This window comes from Enterococcus dispar ATCC 51266 (assembly GCF_000406945.1).
In the GTDB taxonomy this organism is placed as follows: Bacteria; Bacillota; Bacilli; order Lactobacillales; family Enterococcaceae; genus Enterococcus_C; species Enterococcus_C dispar.
In genome coordinates, this window is sequence record NZ_KE136354.1 from 2,088,408 (window position 1) to 2,106,848 (window position 18,441).

The 18,441-nt window shown below is 38.8% G+C and carries 19 protein-coding genes and 1 other annotated feature (1 of these 20 cut by a window edge); of the genes, 2 read left to right on the forward strand and 17 right to left on the reverse strand.

What is annotated here, in order from left to right; genetic code table 11:
• Positions 1-15: 15 nt before the first annotated feature.
• Both RK01_RS09870 and RK01_RS09875 read right to left on the reverse strand, forming a co-directional pair.
• A complete protein-coding gene (locus tag RK01_RS09870) occupies positions 16-942 on the reverse strand; it encodes a carbohydrate ABC transporter permease (RefSeq protein ID WP_016173135.1) in 927 nt (308 codons plus the stop codon).
• Between the two features lie 13 nt (positions 943-955).
• On the reverse strand, positions 956-1,900 hold the full coding sequence (locus tag RK01_RS09875) for an ABC transporter permease (protein WP_016173136.1): 945 nt from the start codon (positions 1,898-1,900) through the stop codon (positions 956-958).
• 314 nt (positions 1,901-2,214) lie between these two features.
• Between RK01_RS09875 and RK01_RS09880 the strand changes: the two genes are divergently transcribed.
• The gene (locus tag RK01_RS09880; RefSeq protein WP_016173137.1) at positions 2,215-3,801 is read left to right on the forward strand and encodes a C39 family peptidase; all 1,587 of its coding nucleotides are present in this window, start codon (positions 2,215-2,217) and stop codon (positions 3,799-3,801) included.
• Positions 3,802-4,075: 274 nt separating this feature from the next.
• Here RK01_RS09880 and recA read toward each other — a convergent pair whose 3' ends face one another.
• The 7 genes from recA to yfmF form a co-directional block, all read right to left on the reverse strand.
• A complete protein-coding gene (gene recA, locus RK01_RS09885; protein ID WP_016173138.1) occupies positions 4,076-5,113 on the reverse strand; it encodes a recombinase RecA in 1,038 nt (345 codons plus the stop codon).
• A gap of 212 nt (positions 5,114-5,325) precedes the next feature.
• The gene (locus RK01_RS09890; protein WP_016173139.1) at positions 5,326-6,567 is read right to left on the reverse strand and encodes a competence/damage-inducible protein A; all 1,242 of its coding nucleotides are present in this window, start codon (positions 6,565-6,567) and stop codon (positions 5,326-5,328) included.
• 133 nt (positions 6,568-6,700) lie between these two features.
• Positions 6,701-7,279 (reverse strand): CDP-diacylglycerol--glycerol-3-phosphate 3-phosphatidyltransferase, encoded by a 579-nt coding sequence (gene pgsA, locus RK01_RS09895; RefSeq protein WP_016173140.1) that lies wholly within the window; start codon positions 7,277-7,279, stop codon positions 6,701-6,703.
• Positions 7,280-7,312: 33 nt separating this feature from the next.
• On the reverse strand, positions 7,313-8,230 hold the full coding sequence (locus RK01_RS09900; protein ID WP_016173141.1) for a helix-turn-helix domain-containing protein: 918 nt from the start codon (positions 8,228-8,230) through the stop codon (positions 7,313-7,315).
• A 20-nt stretch (positions 8,231-8,250) separates the two neighbouring features.
• Complete coding sequence (gene ymfI / locus RK01_RS09905) at positions 8,251-8,976, reverse strand: elongation factor P 5-aminopentanone reductase (protein WP_016173142.1); 726 nt, start codon at positions 8,974-8,976, stop codon at positions 8,251-8,253.
• 2 nt (positions 8,977-8,978) lie between these two features.
• Positions 8,979-10,277 (reverse strand): EF-P 5-aminopentanol modification-associated protein YfmH, encoded by a 1,299-nt coding sequence (gene yfmH / locus RK01_RS09910; RefSeq protein WP_211212165.1) that lies wholly within the window; start codon positions 10,275-10,277, stop codon positions 8,979-8,981.
• Positions 10,274-11,536 carry an EF-P 5-aminopentanol modification-associated protein YfmF gene (yfmF, locus tag RK01_RS09915; protein WP_016173144.1) on the reverse strand — a complete coding sequence of 421 codons (1,263 nt, stop codon included), beginning with the start codon at positions 11,534-11,536 and terminating at the stop codon, positions 10,274-10,276. Before yfmF ends, yfmH begins: the two co-directional genes overlap by 4 nt.
• A gap of 339 nt (positions 11,537-11,875) precedes the next feature.
• Between yfmF and mscL the strand changes: the two genes are divergently transcribed.
• Positions 11,876-12,325 carry a large conductance mechanosensitive channel protein MscL gene (mscL, locus tag RK01_RS09920; protein WP_016173145.1) on the forward strand — a complete coding sequence of 150 codons (450 nt, stop codon included), beginning with the start codon at positions 11,876-11,878 and terminating at the stop codon, positions 12,323-12,325.
• A gap of 208 nt (positions 12,326-12,533) precedes the next feature.
• Here the strand turns inward: mscL and RK01_RS09925 are convergent, their stop codons facing one another.
• The 8 genes from RK01_RS09925 to epsC all read right to left on the reverse strand — a co-directional run bounded on the left by RK01_RS09925 (position 12,534) and on the right by epsC (position 17,894).
• Complete coding sequence (locus RK01_RS09925; protein WP_016173146.1) at positions 12,534-12,965, reverse strand: GNAT family N-acetyltransferase; 432 nt, start codon at positions 12,963-12,965, stop codon at positions 12,534-12,536.
• Positions 12,966-13,081: 116 nt separating this feature from the next.
• Positions 13,082-13,327 carry a Veg family protein gene (locus RK01_RS09930; protein WP_016173148.1) on the reverse strand — a complete coding sequence of 82 codons (246 nt, stop codon included), beginning with the start codon at positions 13,325-13,327 and terminating at the stop codon, positions 13,082-13,084.
• A 132-nt stretch (positions 13,328-13,459) separates the two neighbouring features.
• Complete coding sequence (locus RK01_RS09935) at positions 13,460-14,035, reverse strand: sigma-70 family RNA polymerase sigma factor (RefSeq protein ID WP_016173149.1); 576 nt, start codon at positions 14,033-14,035, stop codon at positions 13,460-13,462.
• A 97-nt stretch (positions 14,036-14,132) separates the two neighbouring features.
• Positions 14,133-14,660, reverse strand: coding sequence for an NYN domain-containing protein (locus RK01_RS09940; RefSeq protein WP_016173150.1), 528 nt, complete (start codon positions 14,658-14,660; stop codon positions 14,133-14,135).
• Between the two features lies 1 nt (position 14,661).
• A complete protein-coding gene (gene rlmB, locus RK01_RS09945) occupies positions 14,662-15,570 on the reverse strand; it encodes a 23S rRNA (guanosine(2251)-2'-O)-methyltransferase RlmB (RefSeq protein WP_016173151.1) in 909 nt (302 codons plus the stop codon).
• Positions 15,560-15,958, reverse strand: a complete 399-nt coding sequence (locus RK01_RS09950; RefSeq protein WP_016173152.1) for a Mini-ribonuclease 3 — start codon at positions 15,956-15,958, stop codon at positions 15,560-15,562. The genes rlmB and RK01_RS09950 overlap by 11 nt, the downstream gene beginning before the upstream one ends.
• Positions 15,955-17,367: a cysteine--tRNA ligase gene (gene cysS / locus RK01_RS09955; protein ID WP_016173153.1), complete on the reverse strand. Its 1,413-nt coding sequence runs from the start codon at positions 17,365-17,367 to the stop codon at positions 15,955-15,957. Before cysS ends, RK01_RS09950 begins: the two co-directional genes overlap by 4 nt.
• Positions 17,364-17,894 carry a serine O-acetyltransferase EpsC gene (gene epsC / locus RK01_RS09960; protein WP_016173154.1) on the reverse strand — a complete coding sequence of 177 codons (531 nt, stop codon included), beginning with the start codon at positions 17,892-17,894 and terminating at the stop codon, positions 17,364-17,366. Before epsC ends, cysS begins: the two co-directional genes overlap by 4 nt.
• A gap of 365 nt (positions 17,895-18,259) precedes the next feature.
• Positions 18,260-18,441, reverse strand: a binding site (T-box leader) (it continues 16 nt past the right edge of the window).

Consider the following 18,441-nt stretch of genomic DNA (forward strand, 5'->3'; position numbering starts at 1 on the left):
TTCTCCTCCACTCTATTATTCTTTCACTCCGCCGATTGTCAATCCGCCGACAAAATATTTTTGGAAAAACGGATAGGTCAATGCGATCGGTAATGTTGAAACCACAACGATTGCCATGCGGGCAGATTCAGAAGGTAATGCGGCAAGTCCACCTTGGATTTGCGCTCCCATGCCCGCGTTTTTAGCTAGAAAATCCAAATTGCTTTGAATTTTCATCAATAAATATTGTAAAGGTACCAAGTTGTCATTTTGAATGTAAAGTAATGCGTTAAACCAGTCATTCCAATAACCTAATGCGGCAAATAAACTAATCGTCGCAATCCCTGGTACTGCTAAAGGTAAAACAATTTTTGTAAAAATTCGTAATTCTGTTGCCCCGTCAATCCGAGCAGATTCAATAATACTATCTGGCACTGTTTTAATAAAGAAGGTACGCATCACTAAAATATTAAAAGGTCCCAATGCCATTGGTAAAATCAATGCCCAAATTGTATCTTTCAAATACAGCATGTTGCTGACAATTAAGTACGTTGCTACCATCCCTGGTGTGAAAAGCATCGTCACTAAAGCAAAAACGGTAAAGAAACGGCGGAAAGGAAAATTTGACCGCGAAATCACATACGCATAAAGTGATGTCATGGTGGCATTTACCAGTGTCCCTAAAACCGTTACAAAAATCGTTACGCCAAAAGCACGGAAGATTTTTGAACTCATTTGGCCGGCAAAAATGTAAGAATACGCCGCGGTTGAAAATTCTTTGGGCCAAAAACGATAGCCCAATTCCGCTAGTGAATGTTCTTCTGTCAGTGAGATCATCACGACAAAGAAAAACGGTAACACACATGAAATCGCAAATAACGCAATCAAGATATTGAAGATAATATTAACTGTAGGACTAAAGGAACGAATTTCCACTTTTGAAACTTTTTCTTTTTTACCCATGTGTCGCTCCTCCTTAGAATAATGCTGAATCTGGTTCGATCCGACGAACCACAAAGTTTGTGCCTAATAATAAAATTGCTCCGACCACTGATTGATACAAACTAGCGGCTGAAGACATCCCAATGTCTCCGGTGGCGGTTAAGCCGTTATAGATGTAAGTATCCAAAACTGATGTTACTTGATACAAGGCGCCGTTATTTCGCGGCAAGTTATAAAACATCCCAAAGTCTGCTCTAAAAATACCGCCGATGTTTAAAATCAACAAGACCATCATCATTGGGACAATTTGCGGAATAGTAACATTTTTAATTTGTTGCCATTTGGAAGCTCCGTCCACCATTGCAGCTTCATAATACGTCGGGTCAATTCCCATCACAGAAGCATAGTAGATGATACTGTTATAACCTAAGCTCTTCCAGACATTCATCACGACAAAAATCAGCGGCCACCAGGTTGGATCTGTGTACCAGTTAACAGGATTCTTACCGTTATTGGTCAACCATAAATTGAAAATCCCTTTGTCTGGGCTTAAAAAGGCATATAAAAAGTAACCGATTACAACCCAAGATAAAAAATAAGGTAAAAGAGACATCGTATGGTAAACTTTCACCAATTTTTTATTGCGTAATTCACTCATAATAATTGCAAAAGCAATCGCAAAAAATAAATTGAATGCTAAGAAAACTACGTTGTAAGCAATAGTATTACGGGTAATTAACCACGCATCTTTTGAAGCAAATAAGAATTTAAAATTCTCAAAGCCAACCCACTTACTCGTTACCAAACTATCAATGAAACCATTGGGTGAAATGTGAAAATCTTTAAAAGCTACCACATTGGCAAACACCGGTATATAAAAGAAAAAGATAAACCAAACAAATCCTGGCAATGCCATTAAAATCAAAGCTTTATAACGCCACACATTTTGCCAAAAGCTCACTTTTTTTCTTTTCTTCATCTTTAAACCTCCTTTAATTTTTCTACTAACAGAAGACTTGGACTACGCCTCCCTGACGTAGTAATAATACCGCTTTCAATTGTCTGAAGTAAGAAACAAACTTTAGATAAGATGCAACAAATTTTAGAAATGGTATATCTTTTTTCATATTTTGTTCACAATAAGAAAAGCTAAATGAAGATATATCTTCATAAAGATATATCTTCTCTATAAATATAAAAACAACAAGTGAACGATTTTTATTTTCCGTCTTTTTAAAGCAGGTATATAATAACAATTGTTTTAAAAATAAAATAAAGGTTGGCGTTAAGAAAATGAAAAATAAGAAGATCTTTTTAGGAGGATTGGCGTTATTAATCCTGCTAAGTCTTGCTCCTATGTCAACTCAAGCAAAGACAACAGAACCAACCAGTAGCGATGCTCCCTCTATCCAATCTAGTACTACCGATTATAATGATACTTTTGAAAGTAGCGCTGTAGTAAGAAGCAGTTCTATCCCACAGGCTGTAATTTCTGCTACAGGACAAATGACAGAAAGTTCTATCAGTAAAGAAGAAGTCAGTCCACAAGGTAGAACAGCGACAGTAATAGAAAATGAACCACAAAAAACCAGTACTACAAAATCCGGTGCTAAAAAGACAGCGGCAAATACCCCCATCAAAGCAAAAAAAGCAAATTTTTATATTCAAATTACTAATAAAAACTACACTATTTGGTCAAATTTTTCTTGGCATAAGCGGGCTGTTAGTGCCATTTATATCAATACACTATTGCATGTAAAAGTGGTGTATCTCCACCAAAACGGAGCGACCTACTACTCTTTATATAATAATCAAGATAAATGGGTGGGCTATTTGAATGCTGGCGCAACCAAAACAGTCCCCATACAAGGTTTATGGCATGCTACCACAAAATACGTCACCGTCACGAAACCGTCTTGGACAATATGGAATAACTTTAACGGTCAAGCCAAATACAAAGCCGCTACACTTAATAATCGCGTCGTAAAAGTAAGTGGCTACTACAAACATTTTAACGGTGCAACTTACTACTCACTTTATGATAATAACAATAAGTGGTTAGGCTATTTGAATGCTGGCGGCGTGAAAGAAGTAGTACCGCAGGGTTATTATCATAGTTTAAATAAATACGTTAAAATTACTAAAAATTGGACAGTCTGGCGCAATTTTAGTTGGCAATTCAAAAGTTCGGCCAATAGTATTGCTAAGCAAACAATTCTCGCTAAAGGTTATTATCACCATTTTAATGGGTCAACATATTATTCTTTATACAATACAAAAGGAAGTTGGTTAGGCTATATCAATAGTGGTGCTACTGCAATTACAGCTGCTCCGAAGCCTGGTAAAGTAGTTTTATTGGGTGTCCCTTATATTAATCAAGGTAATACTATGTTATGCGAAGGCGCTTCACTGTTAGAATCCCTACATTATAAAGGGATCGCAACCAAACAAAATTTAATGACTTTTGTGAAGTCGATGCCAGTTTCTTCTAACAACAATCCCAATAATGGCTTTTCTGGCGAATGGCGGCATAACGTTAATGGTACGTATCAGGGAATGAATCCAGCACCCGTAGTTAAATGGGGCAATAAAAACGGTGGCAAATTAGTAAATCTGACAGGTGCTACCGTTCAAATGTTGAAAAATGAAGTAGCCAACGCAAATCCGGTTATCGTGTGGGTTACTTATGCTTTTGAACCAGCGGAACATAAACACTTGTTTTGGGGTGATGCGCTTTGGAATCGCCATGTTGTCACAATGGATGGTTATAAAAATGGCTTTTATCATGTCGTTGATCCCGTCTTCGGGCCAAGTTGGATTACGGCTAAAAACTTTGAAACTGCATATAACGTTTCACATTTAGCTGTTAGTGTACGCTAAATATCAGTATCTTTACCTGAACTATTTTTCATAAATAAATTCTACTAAAAAGATGTCATAAATATTTGAAACATCAAGACACACGTTCTTGAAAAATACTATTAAAGCCAAAAAAAGAGGTTGTGATAAAAATTTATCACAACCTCTTTTTTTCAAATAAACGGTGTTCCAGAAGCAAATTCTTCAGAAATAAGCCAAAAATTTGTACAGCAATTTTCTTAAATTCCTTCTTATTTCTTGAAACTAACTACTTCTGTCACAACCTCTTTTTTCATTAATCTAAAGGTAATTCTTCTTGCGCTTTTTCAGGAACTTCACTACCATCGCCAATCCCGTAAGCTTCTCTGACACGCGTTGAGATTTCAGCTTTCATTTCAGGATGTTCTTTCATGTAGTTCTTCGCGTTGTCACGACCTTGACCAATGCGATCGCCTTTATAAGAATACCAAGCACCACTTTTATCAACAATATCTTGTTCAGATGCCATATCCAACAGTTCGCCTTCTTGAGAGATACCTTGGCCATACATCAAGTCCACTTCAGCGACTTTAAATGGCGGAGCGACTTTGTTTTTAACAACTTTGATTTTTGTCCGGTTCCCAATAATATCGGTACCAGATTTTAATTGTTCTGCCCGGCGTACTTCTAAGCGAATGGTTGCGTAGAATTTCAGAGCCCGGCCCCCAGGAGTTGTTTCAGGGTTCCCAAACATGATACCAACTTTTTCACGAATTTGGTTAATAAAGACAGCAATTGTTTTGGTTTTATTAATAGAACCTGAAAGTTTACGCAACGCTTGAGACATCAAACGTGCTTGTAGCCCCACATGGGCATCTCCCATTTCGCCATCAATTTCTGCTCGTGGTACTAAAGCGGCAACAGAATCGATTACAACGATATCAATCGCACCACTGGAAACTAAAGCATCAGCAATTTCTAATCCTTGTTCTCCTGTATCTGGTTGCGATAATAGCAATTCATCAATATTAACGCCTAAGTTTTGTGCATATAACGGGTCTAAGGCATGTTCTGCATCAATAAAAGCAGCAGTTCCGCCATTTTTTTGCACTTCGGCAATAGCATGTAAAGCTACTGTTGTTTTACCAGAACTTTCAGGGCCGTAGATTTCAACAATTCGGCCGCGGGGATAGCCACCCACACCTAAAGCTACGTCTAACGCAAGTGAGCCACTTGGAATAGTCGAAATTTGTTGGTCGGCTTTTTCTCCTAATTTCATTACGGCACCTTTACCGTAGTTTTTCTCAATTTTTTTTAATGCAGCATCTAAAGCTGATTTGCGATCATCTGCCAAATAAATTCCCTCCATTATCTTTTCATCTATCTATCAAAAGCCTCATCTTTTGAAGCGAAACGGTATCCATCCATAAAAACATAGTGACTTCTTAAGAGAAATTATCTCCTAACTACTGTTTAATAATAGCCTTTCTAAGTCAAAAAAGCAAGAAAAAGCGAACGTATTTTCGCATGTTAAAAGATATTAATCTTTTGTTCGCTTTTCTACTTTTATTTTTTCAAAACAGCGTGGCGCAGTAGGTCTAGCCCCGCCATTACGGCACTATGGCGTACATAACTCCGGTCGCGGGTAAAGTGATACAAGTAGGCAACTACTTCTTTTTCGCTCGCTAAACCAATCCAAACAGTTCCTGCAGGCTGACCTTCCAATTCATTTGGACCAGCCACACCGGTGAAACTTAGGGCATAATCAGCGCCGATAATTTCTCTAGCATTTTGAGCCATGGCCTTGGCACAGGCTTCACTGACCACGCCATGTTCTGCCAATAAATTTGGATTAATTTGCAATAATTTTTCTTTTTGTTCTTTAGCATAAGTGACAAATCCGCCGCTAAAAATTTGGGAAGCGCCACTCACATTGGCAAGGGTGGCTTGAAAGAGTCCAGCAGTTAAACTTTCAGCAGCAGTTACAGTGCAGCCCTTGTCTTGTAATAATTTTACAACGACGGCTTCCAGAGAATTTTCCTCGCCGTAACCGTAAAAATATTCCCCCACCTCCTCTTTAATCGCAGCTTCTGTTTCATCCAATAATTTTTGGCCGCTCTTTTCATCTTGGGTCTTAACCGTTAATCGTAACGTCACCTCATTGGGTTTAGCATAAGGCGCAATTGTAGGATTCGTCTGATTTTCAATTAGTTGCGCCAATTGAGTGACTAATTTCGACTCCCCAATGCCATAAAAACGTAAGACGCGGGAAATTAATTGCTCTTGTTGGGGAAATTTTTCTTGTAATAACGCTTTGCCATGGTGTAAAAACATCGGCCGTAACTCAGATGGCGGTCCTGGCAAAAGTAAGAAAGCAGTGGTCGGGCTTTGGTAAAAAATACCAATTGCCAGCCCAGTTTCATTGGGCAAAGCATTCCCGTCTTCAAAAACCAGTACTTGTCTTAAATTATTGGCTGTCATTTCCCGCTTAGCGCGCGTGAAAAAAGTTTCTAATTCTTTACGCCCGGCTGCATCTTCGACTAAACGTTGACCAACATGAGCGGCGACAACATCTTTGGTTAAATCGTCTGTAGTAGGTCCCAACCCTCCACATAAAACCACTAAATCGCTCCGCTGATCAGCTGTTTTTAATAGACTTTCTAAACGTTCGGGATTATCTCCTACCACGCTATGGTAATAGACTTCAATCCCAAGATCTGCTAATTCTTCTGAAAGAAAAGTCGCATTGGTATTCACAACTTGACCCAATAAAATTTCTGTCCCAACCGCAATAATTTCTGCTTTCATTGTGTCTCCTCACTTTCATATACGCATTTAGGTAAAAAAACAACGAGGCACTGTAAAATAAAATTCATTTCACAGCACCTCATTTTGAAGGGGTTCAATTTGAAATAAAAATTTCCCCACTACTATTTCGCTTTTACATAGAACCTTTAAAGACAGCGGTATTTTTGGCAAAATAATCAATTCCTGAATAAATTGTAAAAATCAAGCAGGCATAAAGTAAAATTTGATCCACGGGAATACCGATTAGATTAAAGGGAATATTATTTAAAAATAAGAAAATAATCGCTAGCATTTGGGTAGCCGTTTTAACTTTTCCTGGCCACGCAGCAGCCATCACTTCGCCACCTTCAACCAGTAACAAACGTAAACCCGTGACTGCTAACTCGCGACAAACGATAATGGCCACAACCCAGCCTGGGGCTTTGTTCAAGTCTACTAATAAAATAAAAGCAGTCATTACCAACATCTTATCGGCCAAAGGATCGGCAAATTTGCCAAAGTTGGTCACTAAACCACGGGCACGGGCAATATGGCCATCTAACCAGTCGGTAAAACTTGCTACCGCAAAAATAATAGCAGCTACTAAATGCGTGGTTGGCAACATCGTGTCCCCTACTGTTAGCGTGCCAAAATCCAAAGGTAAAACTAAAATCAAGATAAAAATTGGAATCATACAGATTCTAATCACCGTCAACTTATTGGGTAAATTCAATTGAAAAAATCTCCTTTTCTAATTCAAGACTGTCTAATCCGCTTTTTGATACGCAATGTTCAACGTTACATTTTTACGTAAGGCCGGAATGTTAGGAACCGTATAATTTAAGTCTTTGCCGTTAGCCTTAATCGTCAAATTACCACTTGCTCCTAAGACGATAGTGGCATTGGTGGCGCCATCAGGTAACGTGGTTGACTGTGACTCACCCGCTTGCAGGGTATATTGGTAAACGTAACCATTATTCACTAAAACCCCGATCCAACAAGGTCCATTGGCACTACCGACAAAATCTAATTTAACGGGTGTTTTCGCATCGGTCAGACTAAAAACAGCATCACTTTGCGTATTGCTATCCAATTTAACCGCCATTTCTTTTTCTTTGGTGGACTCTTTCGTGGATTCTTTCGTCGTACTTTCTGTCTGCTTTTTTGACTCTGAGGTAGACTCTGACGCTTTGGTGGAACTTTGCGTTGCGACCTGTTCCACTGTGACAGAGGAATTGGCTGCAATCAGAGAATCTTGGTTGTTACGATCTTGCCATGTCATATAAAATACGATGACAACAATTACCAGGGCGACTAACCCAAAGAAAATAACCGGTAGTAGTCGCATAATCGGATTTCCGGTTTGTTCTTCAACATGTAGCGATTTTCTTGATCCTTGAACGGTTTCAGGCTGGGGTCTTTTGGGAGGCGGTGGTGTTAAAGATTCTTTGCCTGCTAAAACGGCAACCAGTTTTTCACCATCTTCACCAACTGCTTGGGCATATTGCCGCACAAAAGCCCGTTCGTAAAAAGAGCCCGGCAATGCATCTAAGTCCCCACTTTCAATGGCTTCTAAATAACGTTTTTGTATTTTAGTTATCTGTTGTAATTCATCTAATGAAATATTCTTATTTAAACGGGCTTGCCGTAATCTTGCGCCGATAGTTGTTGCTTCATTTGCCACTTACACATTCTCTCCAGTCTTTATTGCAGCCAGCCTCCTGTTACAGGGATAGTCGCACCAGTAATATACTGGGCGTCTGGTTGAAACAAAAAAGCTACGGCTGCCGCGATTTCCTTGGCGTATGCTAGTCTTCCTAGCGGGATTTCATCTGTTAATTGTTTTAACTCAGCAGGCGACCAACCTTCGTTCATCTTCGTTGCTACAGCTCCTGGTGCGATACAATTGACGGTACAACCATTAGCGGCGACCTCTTTTGCATAGGCATTCACAAAACTTTGTTGGGCCCCTTTAACTGCACTATAAACAGTCTCTAAGCTACTGCCAGACAAACCGTAAACAGAGCCGACAAAAACGATTCTTGGTCGGCTAGAACGCCGTAATTTTTCTTCCAAGCCCTGCAAAATCAGCAGCGGTGTTTCCAAATGAATTTGCCACAACTGACGCATATCTTGTTGTGTATGTTCACAAAGCAAACCATATTTGGTAAAACCGGCGGCAAAAACAATGCCATCTACTTGAAACAAATCCGCCAAAAATGACGGAATATCGGGGGTTTCTAGCATATCTAAGCATACCATAAAAAAATCTTGCTGGGGATAGGTTTCCTTTAAGTCGCTAACAAATTTTAATACTTTTTCTTCGTTGCGATAGTAGTGGCAATATAACGACCAGCCATCTTGGGCTAAAGCGCGGCAAATTGCCTCACCAATATCACCGCTAGCTCCCATAACAAGCGCACTTTTCATGATTAATCCTCCTTGGGATACATGAAAAATTCACTCATTGCGTCTTCATTTATCAAGCGCTGTCCGCAAACATAAATATCCTCTAAAGTAATCGACTGAATAATTTCAGGTAAATCAAAGAGCGTTAAATCACCAAATAAATTTTGATTGAATTGATTGGCAATGTATTCGAGAGAATTTAACGACTGGAAGAATTTTCCCATCATACGTTTTTTCAATAAAGTTAAATTAGCCTCATTGATTTCAGAATCTTCGCCGTAATTGATTAAAATAGTTTGTACAGCTTTTGTCAGTTCCTGTGGTTCATCACTATCCCCGCCAAAATCAGCAAAACAAAAAGTGCGGTCTAAATTAAACTCATACCCAAATGTATCGTCAATGATACCTGCGTCATATAAGCGCAAATAGTTTTTAGAAGTCGAACCTAAAAGCAGTTGCCAGAGCAAGCTGGTAGCAGTTTTAAAGCGCAATAATTCACGGTTATCTGCTGGTAAATCAGTGGTTAACATTTTGATCCCCAAAATTCCTTTAGCCCGTGTTACCGGCATTTCTAAACAATCAGATTTTTTAATATCCGTCAGTGTTTCAGCCGGAAATTCCCGTTTGATCGGTTGCGGAACAGGAAAATCTTTAGCAGCTTGATTTTCTTTAATAAGTGTCATCATCTCAGCAGGATCAATATTGCCTACCACAAATAATTTCATATTGCTGGGATGATAAAAAGTGTTGTAACAAGTATATAAATCTTCTGCTGTAATCTCATCAATACTTTCCACCGTTCCGGCAATATCGATGTGTAGCGGATGTTCGGGATATAAATTGTTAATAATACCAAAAAATTGCCGCCAATTGGGATCATCTTGATACATTTGAATTTCTTGACCGATAATTCCCTTTTCCTTATTGACACTTTCAGCGGTAAAATAAGGAGCTTGGACAAAATCCAGTAAGGTCGTCAGATTTAAATCAATATTATCCGTCGCAGAAAAAAGATAGCTCGTTTTGGTGAAACTTGTAAAAGCATTTGCTGAAGCACCTTGTTTACCAAAGTCTTGAAAAACATCCCCAGTTTCTTTTTCAAACATTTTGTGCTCCAAAAAGTGCGCTATGCCATCAGGTACCGTGATAAATTCTTTTTGTCCCCGCGGGATAAAGCGGTTGTCAATTGAGCCATAATCCGTGGTAAATAATCCATACGTTTTGTGAAATCCCGGTTTTGGCAATAAATAGACTGTCAAACCATTGGGTAAAACTTCGCTATATAAAGTCTCATTAATTTTTTTATATTCTTTTTTCATTATGCCTCACTCCTTTCCAAACAGTAAATGGCTTTTAATTCCATTGCCAGAGCAATTTTCTGCACAGACTCAACCGTTACTGTTTCAATGCCTGTAATAAACTGATCTTCAGACATTTTGGTGTGGGGCAACCACAAATTCAAATAAGCATTTTCCATCAAAGCTTGGGGATTATCGAGTGAAAGTAAAAATTGGTTTTTTAACATTGCTTTTGTTTGGGCCAATTCTTCTGTTGTCACTTCCCCTTTTCTTAAGCTTTCCAGTTGCGCGTTAATTAAACGCAAAACATCTTCTCTTTTTTCTTGGTCAATTCCGGTCTGGACCTTTAACATCCCCCGAAATGAGTCAAAAGAAGAAGAGGCGTAATAGGCCAAACTCTCTTTTTCTCTAACGTTCATAAATAATTTGGAGTGAGGAAAGCCGCCAAATAAACCATTAAAAACCATTAATGCAAACCGGCTGGGATCCCCATAATAAGTGTCTATCTGATAAGCTAAATTCAATTTTGCTTGAACAACTTGGTCATATTCGACATGCTCGTTGATAATATTGCTATGGTTTTGGGTAAAGAAAATTTCCGGTTTTACTCGCTCGCTATTTTCAAAGGGCAATTTAGCAAAAATTGCTTCCACGGATTCCGGTTGCACATCACCAATTACAAAAATATCAATCTGATCTTCTGTCATCATATTTTGATAAATAGAAACTAATTCTGTGGCTGTTAAATCTTGCGCTGTTGCCACTGTTCCAAAACTTGGTACTTTTTGATCGGCATCATTTTGGAAAAATAGTTCTTGGACACGTAAAGAAGCATAAGTTTGCTTATCTTCTTTCATACTCTTTAAATAAGCAATCAAATTTTCTTTTTCAGTAGCAAACGTTTTTTCATCAAAAGCACCTTCTTTAACATTGGGTGCAAATAAGATTTCTTGTAAAAAAGTTACGGCTTCATTTAAAAGATTTTCTTCGCCAACATAACTGCCGTTAACAATAGACATGCCCACATTCACTTGATGAATATTCCCTTTTTTAGCCACACTTACACCAAAACTAGCCCCATAAAGCTCAGCTAAACGGGTGCTCAAATCATTTTGGGTAGGATAATTTAAACTGTTGGTTTCTAACAAGCTAGTTAACAAGGTACGGGCTGCTGCCGTTTTTTCACTGTGGCGAGCAGAAAAACGGATTAAAATCCGGGTTGTCTTATACTTTTTGGTGGGTATCACTTCAAGATTGATACCTTTGCCTAATTCAAATGACATATAGATGCTCCTTAAAAAAATTTCAGCTCTTAAGCGCTGATACACTGCAATTTATTATTTTGATTCACTTTGTGATCAAAAAATTCCATATTTGCTTTTAAAAATGGAATGTTTAGCTCCACTGGGTGTCAATACGACATCATTATAATTATAGCATAGCCCTTAGATAACCATTGATTTTAAGCCTATTTGCTCCTTAGTTTCATATTATTTCAAATATTTAAAAATCTTCGTTATACTAATTTTAGTAATCCGCATTTTCATGCAGATTTTTCATGACAAGTGGAAATTTTTTTCCATCATTTTTGATGCGGGTAATAACAGAAAGGAGCAAAACAGATGATTAAAGAATTTAAAGAGTTTTTAATGCGTGGCAATGTCTTAGACTTAGCCGTTGGGGTAGTGATTGGAGGTGCTTTTACAAGCATCGTGAATCAGGTTGTGGAAGGTTTAATCACGCCACTTATTGGCCTGGTTGTTTCTTTATTTACTAAAAAAGGCGACTTGGATTCTGCTATGAATGTTCTAGATGTGAAAATTAACGGTGTCAAATTCGAATTTGGCAATGTCATCAGTGCTATTATTACCTTTATCATTACTGGTTTCGTTTTATTTATTATTGTAAAATTTGCCAACCGTGCCAAAGAGTTACGCCATACAGAAGACGTCGAAGAAGAACCAGAAATTACTGCAGAAGACTATCTAAAAGATATTCGCGATTTGTTAGAAGCTCAAAGCGGACCCGTTGCTAAAAAAGCGCAGGAAGATTTAAATAACTCGCAATATTAAGTCCTCTCAAAAAAGAAAGATACATCATATCTTTAAAAAAAGACTATCGAACGTTTCTCCAGCATAAAAAAAAACGCTTAGGAAGGAAAATGCAGTGGCACCGGTAAGTTAGATATCTTATCTAACTCTTGGTGTCGCTTCAAAATCCGTTTTAAGCGTTTTTTTCGCTATATAAGTTCACATTCGATGTTCCTGAAATGAAAAGTGCTTACAAGGCCATATCAATATGGGGAATATCGTCTTCTAAATACACTTCTGAAATTGCTTTAAAGCCAAAGCCGCCATAAAAGTCTTGTAAGTAAGCTTGCGCACCTATCACAATTTTTTGATCAGGAAATTTTTCATGGATTACTTCCAAGGTCTTTGCTACAATTTTTTTGCCTAAACCGGTGCCTCGAAATGCTGCCGTCACCAAGACACGTCCAAAATGGACCGTATCATTATCACTATAAATCCGCGTATATGCTGCAATTTCTCCTTTTTCATCAAGGAAATAGGTATGCAATGCAACTTCGTCTGTTTCATCGATTTCTTGATAAGGACAATTTTGTTCCACAACAAACACTGCTACGCGTTCTTTGGCCAATTGATAAAATTCTTTCGTACTTAATTCAGCAAAACTTTTCACAATATATTCCATTGGTAACCTCCTAATAATAAAAAATCTTTCATTTTACCCAGCGCTAATTTTTGAAACTCATTTTGTGTCTGCATATTAAAAAAAATACGAAAGCTCATCTGAGCCTCCGTAATTTTTTATATTGTTTCTCCTAAAAATTCGATTTCGACAGTTCGAGTTAAAACATCTGAATAGCTATATGAAACTCGTTCGAAGGAATTTTCTTCTGGATCTAAATCGACCACGAAGACAGAAGGGTATGTTTCAGTCAAAATCCCTTTGCGTTCAGTCTGACGTTTACGACCAGTTTGAGCTACCAGCATAATTTCACTGCCGATACGACATTCTAAATCTTTTTTGATAGAAGCTAAAGTTGTTGGCATCGCATTCACCTCATCCACCATTATATCACATTTTACCAAAAATATCAAGTTTATCATAATTTATTTGTCGTTTCAACAGTCAATTTTTCGTTATTTTTTTGTTTTTTAAAAAGTTCGCTTTCCCCAAAAAATTCACGGCATTACTTTTATTTGCTTCCGTATTTTTCTTCTGGACCGCTCTAACGCACAACGAATCTTTTGATAACTGAGGGTCGTTTTATAGGCATAATATTCCAATTGCTCACCGCTTAAATAAGCCCCTAATACATCCGCTTCCAATCCTGATAATAAACGAAAAGATGCCCACAGCTCTTCTTCTAAAAGAATCTGTTCTTCGGCCAAAACCATGCTGTAATTGTAGTCTACTAAAAAATCCGGCCCTTCTTGCGCGATTTTTTCTTCCAACGAGACGGCTTCGACCATACCTTTTCTTTTATAAGCGCCTTGTTTTCGCAGTTCGCTTTTTATTTTATTTTCAAAGTTATTTTTGAAGAAGGTACCAAAAGACACACCCCGACCTTCTTCATAAGAACACAAGGAATAAAAGAAACTAATGCGGCCTTCTTGCAACCAATCATCCGAATCGAAGTCACGTAAATAATAACGTCCCATTACTTTATAGATAACCGGTCGATAATCATAAAAAAGCCTTTCAAAAACTTCCATCTGGGTCAAAACTGCTTGGGGGTTAAAATCTGTCCAACTCATTTTAATGCCTCCTCCCAAATTCTCTTGCTTTTTGACTGTACCATGAAAAAAAGCCCAACCAGTTTCATCTGGTGGGCTAATTATCATTACAATTTTTTTAGTTCTTTTTACTTAGTTCTTGTAGTTTTTGCTGCAAATCAGAAAGTTGTTCTTCATTCCAAGGTGAGTTGCGGCGAAAATCACGAAATTTCAAATCTTCTTGATGTTCAGAAATTAATTTCTTCGTTTTTTGTACTGCCTTGTACAATTCTCGGGCGGAAGTGCGTAAAGCCCCTTGGGAAAAGACGACCCATTGTTCTGCTAAGTCACTTGTAGCTACCGTCACTTGCGTTAGCGCATTATTCAACTCACCGGCGACGCGTTCAATATAACTATCCGCTGTTTCCCCTTCTTCGGTGAAAATAACTTGTAATTGATATTTGGTATAGCGCTGGGTAATTCCAGGTACAAATTGGGCATCAAAAACGACGATAATTTCCAAACCTTCATATTTGGCATAATTAGACAATAGACTCAGCAAGGTTTCTCTGGCATCTTCTAGCTTTTCCGCGTTTTTTAAAGAGACTAATTCTGGCCAAGCTCCAATCATATTGTAGCCGTCAACAAGCAACAGTTGTTTTTTCACCCTATTCACCTGCCCGCTGGCTGAAAGCTTGGTAAATCAAAAGGCCACTGGCAACGCTGGCGTTTAAACTCTGAACGTGTCCCGTCATGGGAATTGTTAAAAGTTCATCCACGGCTTTCATTAAGCCTGCACTCATCCCTTTGCCTTCATTGCCAATAATTAAGGCAACTTTCCCTTTGGCGTTCCACTGGCGGTAATCCGTTCCTTCCATCGCAGTGCCGAAAATCCAAAAACCAGCATCTTTTAATTGTTGGACAGCTTGGCTTAAATTCGTGACACGCGCAATTGGCATATACTCCACTGCACCTGTCGAGGTTTTCACCACAATTGGCGTAATACCTACTGCACGATGTTTAGGAATAATCACCCCATCTACCCCGCCAGCGTCGGCTGTCCGTAAAATGGAACCAAAATTATGCGGATCTTCCAAGTTATCTAAAATCAGATAAAAAGGATTTTCTTTGGTTGTGGTTTCCAATAATTCTGGTAGAGACAGATATTCATAAGGTGTGATTGCTAAAACCATCCCTTGATGAACTCCGCTGTCACTCATGGTATCCAGCTTACTTTTGGGGACCCATTTCACTGGGACTGCTTGCTCTGTCGCTAATGTTTTCAATCCTTCGATTTTATCGCCTCTGGCATCTTCAGCTAAAAATAATTTGTTACCCCGTCCTGCTTTTAACGCTTCTACTACTGCATGATGTCCAAAAACAAAATTTTCATTTACTTCTGTTGCAGCTTCGTTTTCAACGTTATCCTTTTTTACAGGAGCTTTAAAATTATCGTGTTTTTTGTGACGGGGATTACTTTTTTCAGCGAAGTTTTTACCTCGACGATTTTTATCTTTTGCACCATAGTTCGTACGATTCTGATTTTTATCAGCTTTGTCTTCCCGTCTATTTGCCATTTGTGTCACCTACTTTCTTGATACACCAGTCTATTAGCTCTTCTAAGCGTTCTTGTCGTTTGGTTAGATGAAGATAACCCATCAACGCTTCAAAGCCTGTCGCAATCCGATACGTGGTAATATCGGCATTTTTGGCGCTGGTATGGCTTTTACTATTGCGTCCCCGGCGATAAAACAGTGCTTCATCTTCTGATAAAATCCCTGCAGTTAACATTTCATTCATTAAGAATGCTTGGGCTTTTGCTGAAACATAGTGGGTCGCCTGTTTGTGTAACTGATTGGGACGTGTCAGGCCAGTGGCAACCAAATAATCACGAATATAAACTTCGTAAATCGCATCGCCCACATATGCTAGTGCTAAACCGTTTAATTGTGTGTAATCTCTCATGCTTCTCGTCTCCAACGGGTACCTTGGGCTGTATCTTCCAAAATAATCCCTTGTTCTTTTAATTGATCGCGAATTTCATCACTACGGGCAAAATCTTTATTTTGGCGGGCAGTGATTCTTTCGGTAATTAATTTTTCAATTTCTTCGTCTAATAACTCATTGCTGACAAAATAAATACCAAAAACAGTTAGCCAAGCATGTAATTTTTCAATAGCAGCATTTAAAACCGCTTGAGATACTTCACTTTGTTCGGCATAAGTATTCAGCCATTTTGCCAATTCATAAAGTACAGTCACACCATTTGCTGCATTAAAATCATCATCCATTTCTGTAACGAAACGATTTTCCAACTCTGCTAATTCGGCTAACTTCACCTCATCATCTGACAGAGTCATTTGAGCGGTTGTTAAACGGAAGTTCGCATTTTCACTGGCTGTTTTTAAGCGTTGTAAGTTATTGGCGGCATCTTGTAATGTTGCTTCACTGTAACGAATCGGGCGCCGATATTGCGTGGTCGCCATAAAGAACCGCAAAACTTGTGGATCAACTTTTTGAATTAAGTCATGAACCGTCACAAAATTTCCCAAGGACTTACTCATTTTTTCATCGTCTTCTCCAATTGTCACGTAGCCGTTATGCATCCAATAATTGGCAAAGGTGTGTCCCGTTTTGGCTTCACTTTGGGCAATTTCATTTTCATGATGGGGAAATTCCAAATCTTGACCGCCCCCATGAATATCAATGGTATCTCCTAAATGTTTTGTCGCCATTACCGAACACTCGATATGCCACCCTGGACGTCCTAATCCCCAAGGAGAATCCCAAGCAATTTCTTCTGGCTTGGCGCTTTTCCATAAAGCAAAATCTAAAGGATCTTCTTTAATATCTTGCTCTGCACCTGTTCTTTGACTTGCCCCCACTTCTAATTCATCAATCGACTGATCACTTAGTTTACCGTAATTTTTAAACTTACGGGTTCGATAATAAACGTCGCCATTTGCTTCATAGGCAAACCCTTTTTCCACTAAAACGGAAATAAAGTCAATAATATCAGGAATATGGTCCATTACCCGTGGATGTAACGTAGCGGGTTCGATATTTAAAGCATTGGTATCTTCTTCAAAGGCATGGATAAAACGCTCTGCTACTTCTGGAGCAGTTACACCCAACTCTTTGGCAGCGCGGATAATTTTATCATCGACATCGGTAAAATTAGAAACGTAATTGACGAAAAAACCACGGTATTCAAAATAACGCCGAATCGTATCAAAAGCAATCGTACTTCTGGCATTGCCGATGTGGATGTAGTTGTAAACCGTAGGGCCACAAACATACATCCGTACCTTGCCCGCTTCAATTGGTTTAAACTCTTCTTTTTCTCGTGTCATCGTATTGTATATCTTAATCATGACTCAACCTTCTTTCCTGCAATTCGCACAACTTTGGCAGGAACGCCTACCGCGGTTGCTTCATCTGGGATATCTTTTAAAACAACAGCACCAGCACCAATCTTGGCATTTTTGCCAATCGTCACTGGCCCTAAAATTTGCGCATTGGCCGAAATCATCGCGCCGGTTTTCACCGTCGGATGACGCTTGCCTGCATGTTTACCGGTCCCCCCCAGCGTGACACCATGAAACAAAACGACATCATCGCCCACTTCAGCCGTTTCTCCGATCACAACCCCCATGCCGTGATCAATAAAAACTCCTTGACCGATTGTGGCGCCAGGATGAATCTCAATGCCCGTTAAAAAGCGCTGAAACTGGGAACTGATTCGTGCCCATAAAAACAGCTTGTGGTTGTATAAAAAATGTTCAAATCGATGCCAAAACAGCGCATGTATACCCGGGTATGTCAAAATAATTTCCAATGTGTGTCGGGCCGCCGGATCATTTTCCTTGGCCGCTTGAATTGCACGTTTCCCCCATCCCATTATGTCGTGTCCCTCCTATTTAAGATAGTTTAATAGAGCTTTAAAAAATGAGCTGCAAGACAAATAATTCTTAATGTCGTTTTTTTAATGTTGAACTATCAAATCATTTTGAACTCGTTTTATAAGTATTTACTAGCTCCTAATAAATTATTAATAAGAAAAGCTAAAGGCAGCGGTAGCTCTTTGGAAAAATCTCAGAAATTCGTCTGCTGGTGATCTTTACCAGAAACTAATTTTTAAATTTTTTCCGAAGAGTTGCTGCATGCGCCAGACATCAAAAAAAGCGGTATGCCGACCCTATTCCTTATAAAAATCAGATAATCCTTTTACCGATAAAAAAGCGCCCTTTAAATAAGTTTCCTTATTTAAAAGACGCTTTTGGCGTGGTTCCACTTTCATTTGAACCAATTCAAATTCCTTGGCTCCTCCTGAGTGGGTAACGTCCACAAAACGGCTTAAAGCTTGCTCATAGGTGCATTTCCTGCTTTGTTTCAGCCACTTTCCACCAACTGTAGCCTCTCTTTAGAAACATCCGCAGTACTTCGTC

Excerpts from the sequence above, each read along its gene's own strand:
- epsC (WP_016173154.1), bottom strand. The coding sequence starts at position 17,894 with ATGGGATGGGGGAAACGTGCAATTCAAGCGGCCAAGGAAAATGATCCG.
- RK01_RS09935 (WP_016173149.1), bottom strand. The coding sequence starts at position 14,035 with ATGAGTTGGACAGATTTTAACCCCCAAGCAGTTTTGACCCAGATGGAA.
- mscL (WP_016173145.1), top strand. The coding sequence starts at position 11,876 with ATGATTAAAGAATTTAAAGAGTTTTTAATGCGTGGCAATGTCTTAGAC.
- RK01_RS09925 (WP_016173146.1), bottom strand. The coding sequence starts at position 12,965 with ATGGAATATATTGTGAAAAGTTTTGCTGAATTAAGTACGAAAGAATTT.
- RK01_RS09875 (WP_016173136.1), bottom strand. The coding sequence starts at position 1,900 with ATGAAGAAAAGAAAAAAAGTGAGCTTTTGGCAAAATGTGTGGCGTTAT.
- RK01_RS09870 (WP_016173135.1), bottom strand. The coding sequence starts at position 942 with ATGGGTAAAAAAGAAAAAGTTTCAAAAGTGGAAATTCGTTCCTTTAGT.
- RK01_RS09930 (WP_016173148.1), bottom strand. The coding sequence starts at position 13,327 with ATGCCAACAACTTTAGCTTCTATCAAAAAAGATTTAGAATGTCGTATC.
- yfmF (WP_016173144.1), bottom strand. The coding sequence starts at position 11,536 with ATGTCATTTGAATTAGGCAAAGGTATCAATCTTGAAGTGATACCCACC.
- RK01_RS09890 (WP_016173139.1), bottom strand. The coding sequence starts at position 6,567 with ATGAAAGCAGAAATTATTGCGGTTGGGACAGAAATTTTATTGGGTCAA.
- cysS (WP_016173153.1), bottom strand. The coding sequence starts at position 17,367 with ATGATTAAGATATACAATACGATGACACGAGAAAAAGAAGAGTTTAAA.
- RK01_RS09880 (WP_016173137.1), top strand. The coding sequence starts at position 2,215 with ATGAAAAATAAGAAGATCTTTTTAGGAGGATTGGCGTTATTAATCCTG.
- ymfI (WP_016173142.1), bottom strand. The coding sequence starts at position 8,976 with ATGAAAAGTGCGCTTGTTATGGGAGCTAGCGGTGATATTGGTGAGGCA.
- rlmB (WP_016173151.1), bottom strand. The coding sequence starts at position 15,570 with ATGGCAAATAGACGGGAAGACAAAGCTGATAAAAATCAGAATCGTACG.
- RK01_RS09950 (WP_016173152.1), bottom strand. The coding sequence starts at position 15,958 with ATGAGAGATTACACACAATTAAACGGTTTAGCACTAGCATATGTGGGC.